This window comes from Faecalibacterium sp. 9 (genome assembly GCF_048320955.1).
Taxonomy (GTDB): Bacteria; Bacillota; Clostridia; order Oscillospirales; family Ruminococcaceae; genus Faecalibacterium; species Faecalibacterium wellingii.
In genome coordinates this window covers 350,053-363,365 of sequence record NZ_JBLWGB010000002.1, presented here as the reverse complement: position 1 = coordinate 363,365, position 13,313 = coordinate 350,053, and the positions used below count along the sequence as shown (strand labels likewise).

The 13,313-nt window shown below is 57.1% G+C and carries 14 protein-coding genes; all 14 read right to left on the bottom strand.

Annotated elements, in window-relative coordinates; genetic code table 11:
- Window positions 1–20 precede the first annotated feature (20 nt).
- The 14 genes from ACKXF9_RS10315 to ACKXF9_RS10250 all read right to left on the bottom strand — a co-directional run bounded on the left by ACKXF9_RS10315 (window position 21) and on the right by ACKXF9_RS10250 (window position 13,308).
- Entirely contained in the window at window positions 21–554 is a 534-nt protein-coding gene (locus ACKXF9_RS10315; protein WP_223454224.1) for a structural cement protein Gp24, read from the bottom strand.
- Between the two features lies 1 nt (window position 555).
- Complete coding sequence (locus ACKXF9_RS10310; RefSeq protein WP_418266115.1) at window positions 556–1,902, bottom strand: DUF2213 domain-containing protein; 1,347 nt, start codon at window positions 1,900–1,902, stop codon at window positions 556–558.
- Window positions 1,903–1,939: 37 nt separating this feature from the next.
- Window positions 1,940–2,854, bottom strand: coding sequence for a minor capsid protein (locus ACKXF9_RS10305; protein ID WP_418266114.1), 915 nt, complete (start codon window positions 2,852–2,854; stop codon window positions 1,940–1,942).
- Between the two features lie 493 nt (window positions 2,855–3,347).
- Window positions 3,348–4,115, bottom strand: coding sequence for a phage antirepressor KilAC domain-containing protein (locus ACKXF9_RS10300; RefSeq protein ID WP_418266113.1), 768 nt, complete (start codon window positions 4,113–4,115; stop codon window positions 3,348–3,350).
- A 95-nt stretch (window positions 4,116–4,210) separates the two neighbouring features.
- The gene (locus tag ACKXF9_RS10295) at window positions 4,211–4,354 is read right to left on the bottom strand and encodes a YjcQ family protein (RefSeq protein ID WP_418266112.1); all 144 of its coding nucleotides are present in this window, start codon (window positions 4,352–4,354) and stop codon (window positions 4,211–4,213) included.
- Window positions 4,355–4,359: 5 nt separating this feature from the next.
- A complete protein-coding gene (locus ACKXF9_RS10290) occupies window positions 4,360–4,548 on the bottom strand; it encodes a CPCC family cysteine-rich protein (RefSeq protein WP_418266111.1) in 189 nt (62 codons plus the stop codon).
- Complete coding sequence (locus tag ACKXF9_RS10285) at window positions 4,532–7,018, bottom strand: anti-CBASS protein Acb1 family protein (protein WP_418266110.1); 2,487 nt, start codon at window positions 7,016–7,018, stop codon at window positions 4,532–4,534. The genes ACKXF9_RS10290 and ACKXF9_RS10285 overlap by 17 nt, the downstream gene beginning before the upstream one ends.
- A gap of 18 nt (window positions 7,019–7,036) precedes the next feature.
- A complete protein-coding gene (locus tag ACKXF9_RS10280) occupies window positions 7,037–7,855 on the bottom strand; it encodes a hypothetical protein (RefSeq protein ID WP_418266109.1) in 819 nt (272 codons plus the stop codon).
- 73 nt (window positions 7,856–7,928) lie between these two features.
- Complete coding sequence (locus tag ACKXF9_RS10275; RefSeq protein ID WP_418266108.1) at window positions 7,929–8,813, bottom strand: hypothetical protein; 885 nt, start codon at window positions 8,811–8,813, stop codon at window positions 7,929–7,931.
- A 24-nt stretch (window positions 8,814–8,837) separates the two neighbouring features.
- A complete protein-coding gene (locus ACKXF9_RS10270; RefSeq protein ID WP_418266107.1) occupies window positions 8,838–9,152 on the bottom strand; it encodes a hypothetical protein in 315 nt (104 codons plus the stop codon).
- Between the two features lie 17 nt (window positions 9,153–9,169).
- Window positions 9,170–10,756 carry a hypothetical protein gene (locus tag ACKXF9_RS10265; RefSeq protein ID WP_418266106.1) on the bottom strand — a complete coding sequence of 529 codons (1,587 nt, stop codon included), beginning with the start codon at window positions 10,754–10,756 and terminating at the stop codon, window positions 9,170–9,172.
- A gap of 83 nt (window positions 10,757–10,839) precedes the next feature.
- Window positions 10,840–11,391: a hypothetical protein gene (locus ACKXF9_RS10260; protein ID WP_418266105.1), complete on the bottom strand. Its 552-nt coding sequence runs from the start codon at window positions 11,389–11,391 to the stop codon at window positions 10,840–10,842.
- Between the two features lie 17 nt (window positions 11,392–11,408).
- Window positions 11,409–12,827: a phage terminase large subunit gene (terL, locus tag ACKXF9_RS10255; RefSeq protein WP_154276197.1), complete on the bottom strand. Its 1,419-nt coding sequence runs from the start codon at window positions 12,825–12,827 to the stop codon at window positions 11,409–11,411.
- On the bottom strand, window positions 12,811–13,308 hold the full coding sequence (locus ACKXF9_RS10250) for a helix-turn-helix domain-containing protein (RefSeq protein ID WP_418266104.1): 498 nt from the start codon (window positions 13,306–13,308) through the stop codon (window positions 12,811–12,813). Before ACKXF9_RS10250 ends, terL begins: the two co-directional genes overlap by 17 nt.
- Window positions 13,309–13,313: the final 5 nt, after the last annotated feature.

The following is a 13,313-nucleotide window of genomic DNA, read 5'->3' as shown; positions in this document are numbered from 1 at the left end:
CTGATTTTGTCCTCCTTCTCTCAGACAGTAGGCTTGGCATCGTCGGTGGATGCAGCATGACCGTCAGCGCCGCTTGCGGCAGGAACGCCGTACAGCTCCACCGGCGCAACGCCATTGCTGGCCGCACCGATGAAGCGACCGGGAATTGCGATGCCGCCCTCCTTTGCGAAGCAGCCTGCTTCATCGCCTTCCACGATCATGTGCAGGGCATCACCATAGGCGGGTGTAGTGCCGGTTGCCAGACGCACCCAGACGCGGCCACGGCGCATAACGCCAACATTCTGGTTGTTCAGGACGTAGAGCTTACCCTCCAAATCCTGCTGGCGGTCGAAGCCGTTGATGACAACGCCCTCGAAGTTATCAGCAGTGCTTGCACTGGTCGGCAGCGCAACGCCGCTGCCCGGAACCTTGCCAGTGACAACGCCGACACCGAAATGCAGCTTGCCGGTCGCCTCTTCGTTGAAACGGGAGTCCACCGGGTAGTGGAACATATCGTAGATGCCGCCCGCAACGCCCTTGCTGGTTGCGTAACTGTAGGTTTTCTGAACACCCATCTTACTTTTCCTCCTTCTTCATTCTGCGGTCGATCATGCGCTGGCGAGCCTCGGAAGCGGAGCCAGTCTGCTTCACAGGGGGCTTGCCATCGCCGTGCATCATCTGGGAACGCTGATAGTTGGTATCCTTGCGCTCCTTCATCTCGGAAACGGCCATGTCGAACGCTGCGTTGACATAGGCAGCGCTCTTGCCATCCAGATGCAGTGTGGGCTTCAGCTTGCCCAGAACGGCCTTCTTGGCATCCTTGACACTCATTGCCTCCAGACCATCCATGTTCAGGCGGTCGCCGACACGGACAACGTACAGCAGCTCACGGAAGTCATTGTCGGAATCTGCGCGGTCTTTCTTATCCTGTGCGGTGTCGCCGCCTTCATCAGCGTTGCCTTCAGCGCCCTCGCCGTCGCCATCGGTCTGAGTGTTGCCGCAGCCGCCCTCAGCGCCGTCAGTGGTCGTGCCAGCGGCCTTCAGAACATCGATAATGCCCAGCAGAGTGTCGATGTCCTCATCCTGCTGTGCGATCACACCCATTGCGCCGGGCATATCGGCGGGGTCACCTTCAGAATCGCGGCGGTCACGGCGGTCCTTGACCATCTGCACGGCATCAGGCTTATCCTGAGCAGCAGCGGGGTCATTGTCGGCAACGCCCGGTGCAGCGGTCGGCTCTGCGGCAGCGCCGCCATCGGTCGCAGCGCCAGAACGCTCTGCACGGCGTTTCTTGAACGCCTCCACAGCAGCGGCCAGCTCCTCCGGGGTGGGCGCACCGTCGGTTCTCTTGGTGGTTTTTTCCATGTTCAGTTTTTCTCCTTTCATGCAGTCGTGGCCCTGCCCATCAATGTTGAGCCGGGCCTGTTCACCAGCCCTCGCCTTATCGACAAGGGCAAGATGGTTGATTTCGATGTCCCGCTGAATGGCATCATAGGGTTGCCCCTCCCAGACACCGGGCGTTTCGTCCAGACGCAGGTTGTAGCCGCAGGACAGCTCACGCATTTTGTACTTTTTCAGGCTGTCGGTGTCGTGGATGATGATTTCTGCACGGACATCATCGCCGTCCCGGTAGCCCTCCGACAAAATCGTGCCGATGCTCTCCTCTTTCACGTTGTCGGTGTCAACGTAGCCAGCATCATGCGTTACGATGATGGGCTTCCCCTTGTAGGACGCAAGGCTCTTTTCAGCAAAGACTTCTTCAGGCAACCGCAGCTCCCGGCGCTCGGAACCGTCCGGGTTGTGATAAACAAAAATGCCCACCGATGTCACGATGGGGTGGTCTACAAGGTAGCCCTCATCTGTGAAGTAGGTGGCATCCAGCGGCAGGCTGTCAAAGCGCTGAACCTTCATATCGTTTTCCATGTTGAACAACTCCCCTCTCAGGTCTTACAGGATGGTTTCATCCACGGCCATCGCCCCCTTTCGTGACCGGCAGGTCAACGGTTTTGATGTTGAAGACCGGCAGTGCGCAGCAGCGGCACTGGTAGTCTTTGCCGGGGTGACAGCGCCGCCCGGTCTTTTCATCGACCACCGGCGGGTCATCCCAGCGGAACCGCTTATGGTTCAGCGCAGCATGGCTTGGGCGGACGCGGCTATCGCCAGAGGTTGACCAGACGTACTCCACCACGCCTGCGTCCTGCTGTTGCTGCTGGGTGATGTCACCGTTCAGCTTGGCGATCTGGTCGCGGGCAAGCAGTTTGGCGTGCCGCCGGTCTACGCTGTACGTCCGCTGAATCTGCTTGACGATGGCCGTCGTGGTTTCGCCGTTCCGATAGCCCTCCAGCACGATCTGGCGCATACGCCCCAGACTTTCCTGCGGGATGGTCTTGATGAGCGCCACGTTATCCTCGACCCAGCGTTCCATCATCGTTCTGTACAGCTCGCCGGTGTAGTAGTCATCCATCAGGTCGATGCCCAGCGTGGACTTGACGGCCTTCTTCCACTCCCGGATGCTCAACTTCCGCGTGAGCTTTGCCATAGACTCGATCTTGCTGCGCAGGCCAAACATAGAGGTGCGCCGCTCCAGCTCCACGGTCATCTTGGAGAAAACCGTTTTGACCTTTGCAATCAGGTCTGAAGCGTCATCATGGCGCTGACCAGCTTCACGCTCTGCGCGAGCCGCGTCTCTGATCTCCGGCAGATACTCCTTCAGCAGTTCGTTCAAGATACGGATGTAGGCATTGGTGAGCCGCTGGAACTCGCGTTCCGCCTGCACAGGGTACTTGGATGAATATTTGCATATCAGGTTATCGTGACTGCCGAAGCGGTGGCGGAGCAGGTCTTGTACCATGTGTCCGTGGACGGTATCATTCACTGTTTTCGCCTCCTTTTCTGGTTCTGAACAGCAAAAAAGCGGCGATTTGCACCGCCGCAGTTGAGATTATGGCTTAATGCCCTCTGAGAACTTCTGATGAGTGCCGGGAAACGTCCCAAATGTGCTTGTGGGATAATTTTGTGTCAGAGGGTTGAAAGCCGCTGGATGGCTTTATTCGCGGCAGTTGCGAAAAGCCCCTGCCTGATGCTCGGCCCCGCGCCCGCACCGTTGGCAAATTTGAACGAAGTGAAAATTTGACAACAGGTTACGGTTTGGTTGGGTAAGGTACGGTTATAGTCGGACGCTCCGCCGGATTGTCCGGTGGACGTTCCTGCGGATTTTGGCCTGTTTTCGGCCATTTTTGAATATTTATCCAAATTTGATTGAATTTATTCTAAGAATAGGCGAATTTTGGGCCTGCGTTTTACGACCATTTCGGCGATTGCGGTGGAAAAGCGGTTCTTTTTTGGTTTACAATCGCCTTGATGCCGGTTTACAATGCAGTGAACCGCGGTAAAGCAGGCGGTTCCTTGCACAGCAGGCGGAAGGTTTCACGGCCCTTCGGGGTGATGAGCGTCTGGGTCCCGGCCCAGTCGTTGTGCCGGCCCGTGCGTTCCTTCACCTCGAACAGGCCGTTGTTTTTTGCCGCATACGGCATCAGCTTGTTCTTCTGGTCGCGGTAGATGTACTTGTGTTCCAACAGCCAGCCTACGAAGTCCTTCTCCTTGATGCCCAGCTCCTTGGCGGTTTCGCGGAAGTTGGTCAGCAGGTTCCGGGCCACCAGCTCGTCAAAATACTCAGCCTTCGGCTGCATGATCTGGTTCTGCGCCGTCAGCTCCTTGATGCGGGCATCGCGGTCGGTCAGGGTCTTCTGCGCCACCAGCAGGGCCTTTGCCATAAGCTCCTGCGGGGAAAGCTCCTCCTGCCCGGCAATGTAGCCGCCATTCTTGCGGATGCTGGGCAGCACCACGGCCGTGACCCACTTGCGGAAGGGTTTGGCCTCTGGCTTATCGCTGCGCAGGATGACGTTGTACAGGCCGGACTCGCTGATAATCCAACTCTCCTGTGCTCCGCCGGGGGTCGTAATCTGAGTACGCCCCTTTTCGTCCTCTTCCAGACGGTCGGCTACTTTTTTCAACTGGGTAGAATCCATGCCCAGCACCTCGCACACGTCCTTCAGGGCAAACCACGGCTCACCGTTGATGTTCATGATTCGCACCGGCTTGTTTTCTTCGTACTTAAAAATCGTAACCTTGTTCATAATCTATCTCCGTTCCGTTTTGAGATGGGAAATTCGGGCAAAGAAAAAGAGCGGTGGTTTCCCATCGCTCTTACACAGCAGAAAAGCCACAAACCTCACATGAGGCTTACGGCTCGCTGCATCAGGCTATTCTGTTGTAGATACTCCAGTCCACGAAGGGTTATCCTCGTTCTATGGCCGAAGACCTCGATATATCCGGCATCCTCCAGCAACCGGTAGATTGCAATGAAGTTGTACATTGCAATCACTCTACCTTCTGCCCGTTCTTCCATGCCTCGCGGGCTTGGTTCAGGCTCATGTGGTTCTCGCAGTCCTCCTCATCGGGAAACTCCTCCTGATAGCGGTCATGGAACCACTTGCAGACATCGCAGACATCGCCGTCATCGACAAGTTCGGTCTGCCCGCATACCGGGCATTTAACTGCCTTGCTCATCGTCTACCTCCTTCAGGTCCTTTTCCCTGTTGAACTCGTAATACTTCATGGCGACTTCGGGTCGTTCCTCGCCAGTCTTTCGGTTACACTTGGCTTTCATGTAGGTTTTAAGCGGCCCACCGGGAACACCGGTTGCGTACTCTGTCGTTTTGGTGTTGAACCGAACAACTACGCCATCAGGCCGAGCATAACCAATAACATCGCCGCCACAAGGCTGCTTCAGAAAGTCGATGCCATTCTGCTGGTATTCCTCTTTCGTCGCAAAGCCCATCTCAGCCAACCCGTGGCGGGTGGCATGATCTTCAAGCCTTGCAGGAGAAGCAAACCCAGTGCAGGGGACGTTTTCGCCTTCGGGAGATACCGCAGGCCCGCTTTCGGTGGAGCCAGAGCTGCTACCCTCGCCCTCTGCGAACTGCCCGTTTTCATCCCGTGGGTGGTCGGCTTCGTTGAAGTCCATCCTATCTTTCATCTTAGCATTTTGTGCATCCGATGTCAAACCGGGATTTGACGATAAAACGTCGAGCAGCGCGGTGATGCTCTGGGCAAACGGCGGGAACAGACGTTCCGGATTCTGAGTGGACAGCTCGGCCACCTTTTCGGCGGTGATGAACCCCGGAGAGGTCATCTCGCCATCAGCGCACCGGATGCTGCCGTCAAAATCCGTGCAGAGAAACACATGGGACGGGCAGTACGGCGGTTTCAGGTCGCTCAGGAAGGCTACCGGCATGAGGTCTTTCGGCGTGATGCCGAACTCCTCCTGTGTTTCGCGGATGGCTGCATCTTCCGGGGACTCCCCCGCCTCGATATGTCCACCCGGTCCACCAACAGAGCCGCCCTTCAGGCGAGTTCCGCAGAGAAACCGGCCATCCTGCACAACAAGAACGCCGACACCGCGGTCAGTGTCGGCGGCATCGGCATTGGTGGTCGGCGGAGTGGCCGTAGGTACTACGGCAGCGCTCTGTTCCTTGCCGCCCGGAGCCTGCCCCTGCTCAATGTTCTTCTGGGCGGCTTCCACGTCGCTCATGGTGCTCGGCTCAGTACCCAGCAACGACTGTAACAGATCATCCTCGTCATCCTCGGAGATGATGTCTTCGACATCAAACTCCTCATCGGACGCAAGGCGGCGGCGCACCTCGGTGGGGTCGAGCGCCTGCATATCGACGTATGCCTGCGCAGTCTGGGCCTTGACCAGAGCGGTCTGAGCCTTGGTCTGGTCAACTGCGGCCTGCTCTGTGTCGCTCAGGCTCCACAGGGGCTTGAACTCCAGTTTGTAGTCGGGTTCCTCGGCCACATCGCCTGAAGCGATGCCCGCCCGGAACACAACGTCCAGCAGTGTGCGGAGGTTACGCTTCAGCATCAAGCGCTGAATCTTCTCCACAAAGTTGTAATAGCTCTCGAAGTCACTGTCGCCGGTGGCGTTCATGCCGGCCGGTGAACGGCCAAACAGAATCGTCTGGGGGATGTTCGTTAGCGCGGACAGCATATTGCAGGTCGCGTCGATGACATCCTTGACGCCGGAAAACTGGAACGTCTTGAAGTCGTACTGCTCTCCCTCGGAGTCAATGGCGATGCTGTTCAGCAGACCACGGGAAGTGTCTACAAGCTGTAGGCGCTTCAGCACTTGGTTCTCGCCGTCATCCGTGGTCAGCAGAGAGGCAAGGCCCTTCATGCTGTAGATAGCCTGCACGCTCCGCTCCAGCAGCTTCACGCTGTCGGTGTGGGCTGTTACGGTTTCCCGCAACGCCCGGCGAATGCGGACGTATTCAGGCATACCCCAGAACAGGTAGGTTGCATTGGAGGTCTGCTCCGGCAGAACGCCGTTGCGGAACACCAGACATCGGCTCTCATGGACCTTGAAGGAACCGTAGATGCTGGAAACATAGTAATATTCCGGCTGTCCGAACTTGGACACCCGGTTCCCAACGCCCTTCCCGCCGTAGTCCTGCTGGTACAGGCTGGCGTAGTCAGGCTGCACGATGGAGCGCTCATAGACGCGCAGCTCATCAATGCTACGGATATGTTCCCAGTCAACAGGCTCCTCCAGCCCGCGCCCATCGTCGATCAGCATGACGATAAGAGCACCACCGTAGAGCCGCGCCCACTTGATTGCGGTGGCGGCTCTCTCTTCCCATTCGAGATCATCCAGAGCGTCTTCCACAAAGGCGTTCAACTCGTCGCTTTTCAGGTTCAGGTCGAAGCCATGCTTCAGCGCTTCCTCGGCAGGCGTATCAATGATTTTGGAGAACAGCCCGTTGCCCTCATACAGCCCGGTGAGCTGCATATCAGGGATGACCGGCTCCCGTTCAAACTTGTACGCCTCGGAGTTGTCCTGCTTGGTTCCGTACTTGTTCAGGAGGTTCACATAGCCATCCTCACGATGCGGACGCACAGCGCCGTTCTTCCGCCGGAGGATTTCACGGCCACGCTCATTCAAGCGCCGACGCTCGGCCTCATCTTCAGGTATGTGCATTGCGCTTCCTCCTTCCTGTTAAAATTCAATGCGTCCATCCGACTCGTTCCAGATGCCAGAGGATACCACAACATCCGTCAGGGTGTTGAAGGTGACATAGTATGGATTGCCGGTAACATCAGCGCTCAGAATCAGCTCCAGCAGCTTCACGCGGGCCAGCAGGTCGTTGATGCTGGACTCATGGCCATTGAGCAGGCTTTTCAGAAGCGTCCAGAACAGCAGCAGGTTCCCGCTGCCCAGATACTTCTCGCTGCTTGCGGTCATGTTGTTGTAGATGCCCTTGATGAGGTCATCATCCGCCTTTGCCACACTTTCCCGTGTAGCATAGCTGGTGAGGTCCACCTCGGCAGAGCCGACGATTTCAAAGATGCCGTGGATGAGCTTGTACGCTCTGTACTGCTTCCCAGCTTCACTGTTGTTCTTACGAAGGAAATAAATGGTGTCAGCGTTGGCCTCACTGGGCGCAGGGAGAGCATCGACAGGGACGGCTTTCAGATGCCCGGCCCCGTTGACCTTTTCCTGAACTTCATCCGCCGTAGCATAGCCGGAGTCGTTCTCCAGCGCAGAGGTCTTGGTCGGAACCTCGATGTTCACGACTTTGTTGTCGGGAGGGATAGCCTGCCCATTCCTCTGGATGCTAACGATGACGTTTTCTTCCGCATTGGCAGGAGCATGAGCCGACTGTACATGATCTTCGCAGGTCTTCAGTGAATCGTTGATGTCCTTGATGATGTCTTCCATCGCAGAAGACAACGCTGCAATCTGTTCTGCCGTGTAGCCCTTTGCCTTCAGAGAAGCAAGCCTAAGCGCTTCAAGCGTGTTGAGTTTGTCGCTCATGTTCGCTTTCCTTTCCAAAAATAACAGCGGCAGGAGTCCATTCCCCTGCCGCTGCATTCTTACTTATGGGTTATCAGGCGGTTGCGCCAAAGACCTCGGTCAGCATCTCAGTGACCTCAGTGTCGGTGGCGATGGTAACGACCGCGGTCTCCACGCCATTGATCTTAATATTGCCTTCGGTGGTGCTGGCCTCGACCTTGGTAGCACCCTCAGCAATGCCTTCAACCTTGGTGGAGGTGGCGTCCCACTTTGCCTTATCGCCGGTAGCGATCTTGTCCAGCTCGGCCGCATTGGCGTGAGAGTGCTTCTTGCCGACGGCATCCTTGATGTTGGCGTTGGTCTGGTCGTAGGTGTCCAGCAGTGCCTTGTTGGCGTGCTCATGGGCCTTGTTCAGGGCGGTCTGTACCTCGGTCTCCAGCTTTGCCTTAGTGATTGCACCGTCGGTGATAGATGCGGTGACCTTATGAGTCTGCTCATCAATGGCGATGACAACCATATCACCCGCAGCAGAGCCGGAGGTAACGTACTCGATCAGGCCGCCGACATCAATGTACAGGGTGTCGTTGGTGGCATTTGCCAGAACCAGCTTGATATAAGTGCCTTTGGGCTGGCCGGTGGGGTTGGTCACAACAGAGCCAGACTTAACCACCATATCCTTCGGAATGTTGATAGCCGCGCCAACGGCAACGCCATCCTTCATGAGCTGGTAGACAGCAGCATAGTCGCCGGACTTCTCAGACTTCTCCACAGTGTAGCCGGGAACCTTGATGTCCACAGCCTTATCCTCGACGCTCTGCACCACGCCGTTGACCTTAATGGTCTCCAGCACGTTGGCCTGTGCGCCAGCATCTTCCAGAGCCTTAACACGAGCAGCAACAGCGTCGCTCTCAGCCTTAGCTTTCTGTGCGAGCTGCTTCAGGTGCTTCAGGCGGGCCAGCTTTTCCTCATTGTATGCCATATCGTTCGTTCCTCCATATCGTTATCAGGTGTTATCGGTGGGAAATACTTCACTCAGCATCTCGCTCACTTCGGAATCGGTCGCAATATCAACTGCGGCAGCGCCCAGAGGGGCGAGATCGCCAGCAGCGTTCTTGATGGTGTATGCCGTAGCAACGCCATCTGCGACCACGGAGAGAACCTGACCAATGTATGCGGTCGGGTTCGTCTTTGCATAGTTCTGCGCCTCCGCCAGAGAAGGCCAGACGCAGGTCGGGTCAAGAGCAAAAGCATCCTGACGTTTCATGCTCAGGGGGAACTCCATGTTGGAGTATGCCTTTGCGGTATTGTTCACAGCCATGTTCAGTTCCTCCCCTCTCAGCCCAGCGTAACCTTGAGGACTGCGGCATTGCCATAGGCAACAGCAGGCTCAAAGACCCAGACGTTGTAATCCTTCGCCGCATAGCCATTTGCGCCCTCGACGGACACGGTAGACTTGGTGAAGGTGCTGGTGACATCCGCGTTCATCGCGGTTTCGTTGATGACCTTGGTGACACCCTTGGCCGTCGCAATGCAGGCAATCGCCACACGCTGCGCACCGACGGGGACGTTGATGGTCAGCGTACCGGCGGCGTAAGCCTTGCCGGTCTTGCCCAGTGCGCGGATAGCCGTACTGTCCAGAGCAGGCTTGCCAGTGGACGCACCGTAGAACACGTTGCGGAACGGGGTGTAGGCAGCGGTGTCCTTGGTCTTGCTACCTGCCGCAATGGCAACGACCGGGCTGGAGTCAGCGCCGAGATTGTCCTTTGCGGTCACGCCTGCACCGTGGGTTGCAGTCACGCGGTACTTCAGGCTGGACACGGCATTGTCGCCTGCATCGCCGATGATGAAGCCAGCGCCGCCGTTGTTGTCAGAGCCAGCGGTCAGGGATGCTGCATCAGCAGTAGTCACCTGCGTGGTGGCCGCATTGGTGATACGCTCGACCTTCCAGTTGGTGGCGGTAACGCCGGTGGCCGGGCCGTACTGGTAGGAGCCAGCATTCAGCGTTGCGCCAGAGTAGGCCGCAGCAGCTACCTTAGTGCCGGCCTCAACAGCACCAGCACCGGTCAGCGTGAACGTGCCGATGGACGGCTGGGCGGTGATGCTGGGCTGGAGCCGCTTGCTGAAAATCTCGGTCAGGGCATCCATGACGCTCTTGCCTTTGGTAGAGAAAGTGGCCGTGCCGTTCTGGCTCTTGGTCAGGTTGCCGACCTGCGTATAGCCACCGGCCATCGTGATGTTCTCGCGCAGGATGACCTTATCGGCATCGACATTGCCGGTCATCGCCACCCACGCCTTGCCGTCGTAGAAGTAGGCGGACTTCTCGTAGGTAGAGTTGCCAACGGTGGTCGTGACCACGAAGACATCGCCCTTCTTGACGGCCACGTCGGTGTGCGCCTTGAAATACGCGGCGATAACCGAATCATCGGATGCAGACAGGTCTTCCTTCGTACCTGCATACACCGTGCCGCCAATGCCGCCAGAAACGGCATTCAGCTGTTCGATGGTCGCGTAGTTGCTCAGGTCAACGGTGGTATCATCCAGACGGACGACTTTCTCACCGACCTTAGCGTAAATGTCGTAGTACCCGGTGGCAGCATTCATCACCAGATACAGCACATTATCCTGCGCCTCATCGTTGGAAGGAACCTTCTCAACTTTCTCGAAGCGTGCATGAGCAGACTTTGCAATGGCGGTGGCGATGGCACTGTTGATTGCCTCGGTCGTCATGCTGTCTGCTGCATCCATCTTTCCGTCAATAACGGACTTCAGAGCAGCCGAGAGGTCAGCTTCCGAAATTTCGCTCTTCTTGGCGAGGGAGCCAAGCTCGGATGCCAGCGTGTACTTCGCCAGCTCCTGCTTCACTCTCTCCGCCTGCGCCTGCAACTGAGCGAGGGTTACAAGCTTACTTGCGGATACGGGCATTTGCATACCTCCAAAATTATATTTCACAGCAGTTTCAGCGCTGCTATGACGAATTAAGGCCCTCTTTCAAGGGCGAGAGGACATCAGCCAAATACTTTGTTGAGCATATCGGCTACGTCCTTATCAGTGGCAATGTCATCCTCGCTGACGTTCTTGTCATTGGAGTCCGAGCCACCGGGGTCTGGTTTGGGAGCTTCCGATTTGCCAAACACAGTGTCCAGCATATCTTTGACTTCTTCGTCCTTTGCGACTTTCCCGTCGGCGACCTGACCTTGTGCCAAATATCGCAGCAGGTCACAATCGCCGCCATCGCCACACTTCTGAACGGTGATAGCCTGCATGATGTCCCACTTCTGCGTAGTTTTCTTCCGGCCGTCCAGCCCGAAACCGACCACGGAAACGTAGAGCTTGCCGGGCTTCAGCACATCCTTCGGGATGTAGAACGCCTCATCGGCAAACTGCACCGGGACGGGCTTGGGACAAGCGCTGCTCGTGAAGACGACGATCTTGTCCAGTTCATCCCACGAGCTGTCAAATTTGAATGCGGCCTGCACAATGTCTACGCTGCCTGCGACAAGCTGGCCTTTCAGGCCATGGGTGATTTTCTGGTCATTGACCGAGAAAATAATCAGCATTGCATTCACCTCTTTTCTTACGTTATCAGCGAACGAATATCAAACGTATTGTCGTTGTAATAGGCGTTCGCCTGCGAATAGCAGTCAACTTGGTCATCGTGCGCACCGCTTGGGAACGCCGCCATTTCCTCCACAAAGTCCATCACCCACGGGCAGGCAGATGCCGCTGGGATGTAGACGTTCCCGGCTTCAGCCACAGCGGTGGTCGCATGGGCGCGGACCACCTTGCCACCAAACGGCTCCACCGGGATGATTCCGGGGATTTCTTTCTTCAGCACGTCGATGACCGCCGTGCCGTTGGCCTTGTCCTCGACCAGCTTTCTTGTGGTCTGGGGCCACTTGGAGGAAAGCCCGCGCATGGCATCCAGCGTTTCCGTGAAGCTCATGCGGCCACGCACCTGATCGAGCAGATAGCGGTCTGCGCCTTTCCTTGCCCAGACCTGTCCAACAACGAAGTCTGAACCGTCCTTGTCCTTGAAGGTGCAGTCCCACGACTGGATGAAGTCATGCAGGCCGGACGGCAGCGCCGCCCAGCGTTTCCACCACTCTCTCTTGAACATACCGCCGGAGCTCGGTGTGGGGGTCTGCATATACAGAGAAGACCATGCGTATGTACCGACGGTCTCTTTCTGTTGTGCAGCCCATGCTTCGTCGTAGCCGCCTGCAGGCCACAGCGCCTCGCCTAGCTCACGGCCCAGAGGGTCGGTAGCCGGGTCTTCGCAAACGGCCGGGAGCGAGATAATGTCCCAGTCCTCAACCTTGCCGTACTCCGGGTTCAGGAGCCGGGCGGCAAGGTCATCTTCGTGCCAGCGGGTAAGGATGATGATAACAGCGCCGCCTGCGTGCAGTCGGGTACTCACCGTAGACTGGTACTCGTCCCACAGCTTATCGCGGTAGGTGGCAGATTCAGCCTCGGCGCGGTTCTTGATGGGGTCATCGACGATAAGCAGGTCTGCGCCATAGCCGGTGATGGAGCCGCCGATACCAACGGAGATCATGCCGCCCATGCCGTTGTCGAGGTTCCAGTTCGTTTTGGTGGCCTGCACTTGGGAGATGGTATGCCCAAACAGCGCAGGACCGAACTCCTCGACCTTATCGCGGTTCCGCTTGCCGAATTGCTGGGCAAGGTCGCCGCTGTAGCTGATCTCGATGACACGCTTCTCTGGGTTCTTTCCCAGATAGAACGAGGGGAAGGTTTCGGTCACGGTCATGGACTTGCCGTGGCGCGGCGGCATGAATATCATCAGTCGCTTGGTCTTTCCCTCCATGATGCTTTCCAGCTTCTCACACACGAGGTCAAGGTGTCTGGCTCTTTTCCACCTGCCCATGTGGACGTACTGGACATAATCGGCGTAGTGCCGTTTCGCCAGCGCAATCCGGGCATTGGAGCCGAGGTACTTGCGCTTGGCAGGCGAAACATTATTCCGCGTCGCCATCAAGGCCCTCGTCCATTTGAGCCAAACGGCGGAGTTCATCATCCGTCAGGTTATCGAACGGGGATGTCTGAACAGCTCCGTCAAGCGTAACCTTCTGGGTCTGGGAGAACTCATCCCGGCATCGGTTGTTGAGCCAGTACATCTGCGCCATTGTATCGGGGACGGCTTTCTTGGTGAGCGTTCGGACCCGCACCGGCTTCTGTTCGCCCGTCCGGGGGTCTACGTCGATGACGCTTTCCTTTTCCTGATACTCGAAGCCTACGGCACGTTCATACAGCGACCGCTTCACCTTTGCATCGGCGATTTCTTTCCCGTGCTGGCAGGCTTCATCGAACGACGGGTACGTCTGCCGCCAGCGGATGATAGTCCTACGCGAAACATGGAAGGCATCAGCAATGTCCTGATCGGTTGCGCCCTTGATAGCAAGCGACCATGCCCAGTCATCGTGGTACGCCGGATTGTACTTTAGAGGCGTAGGCATTTGCT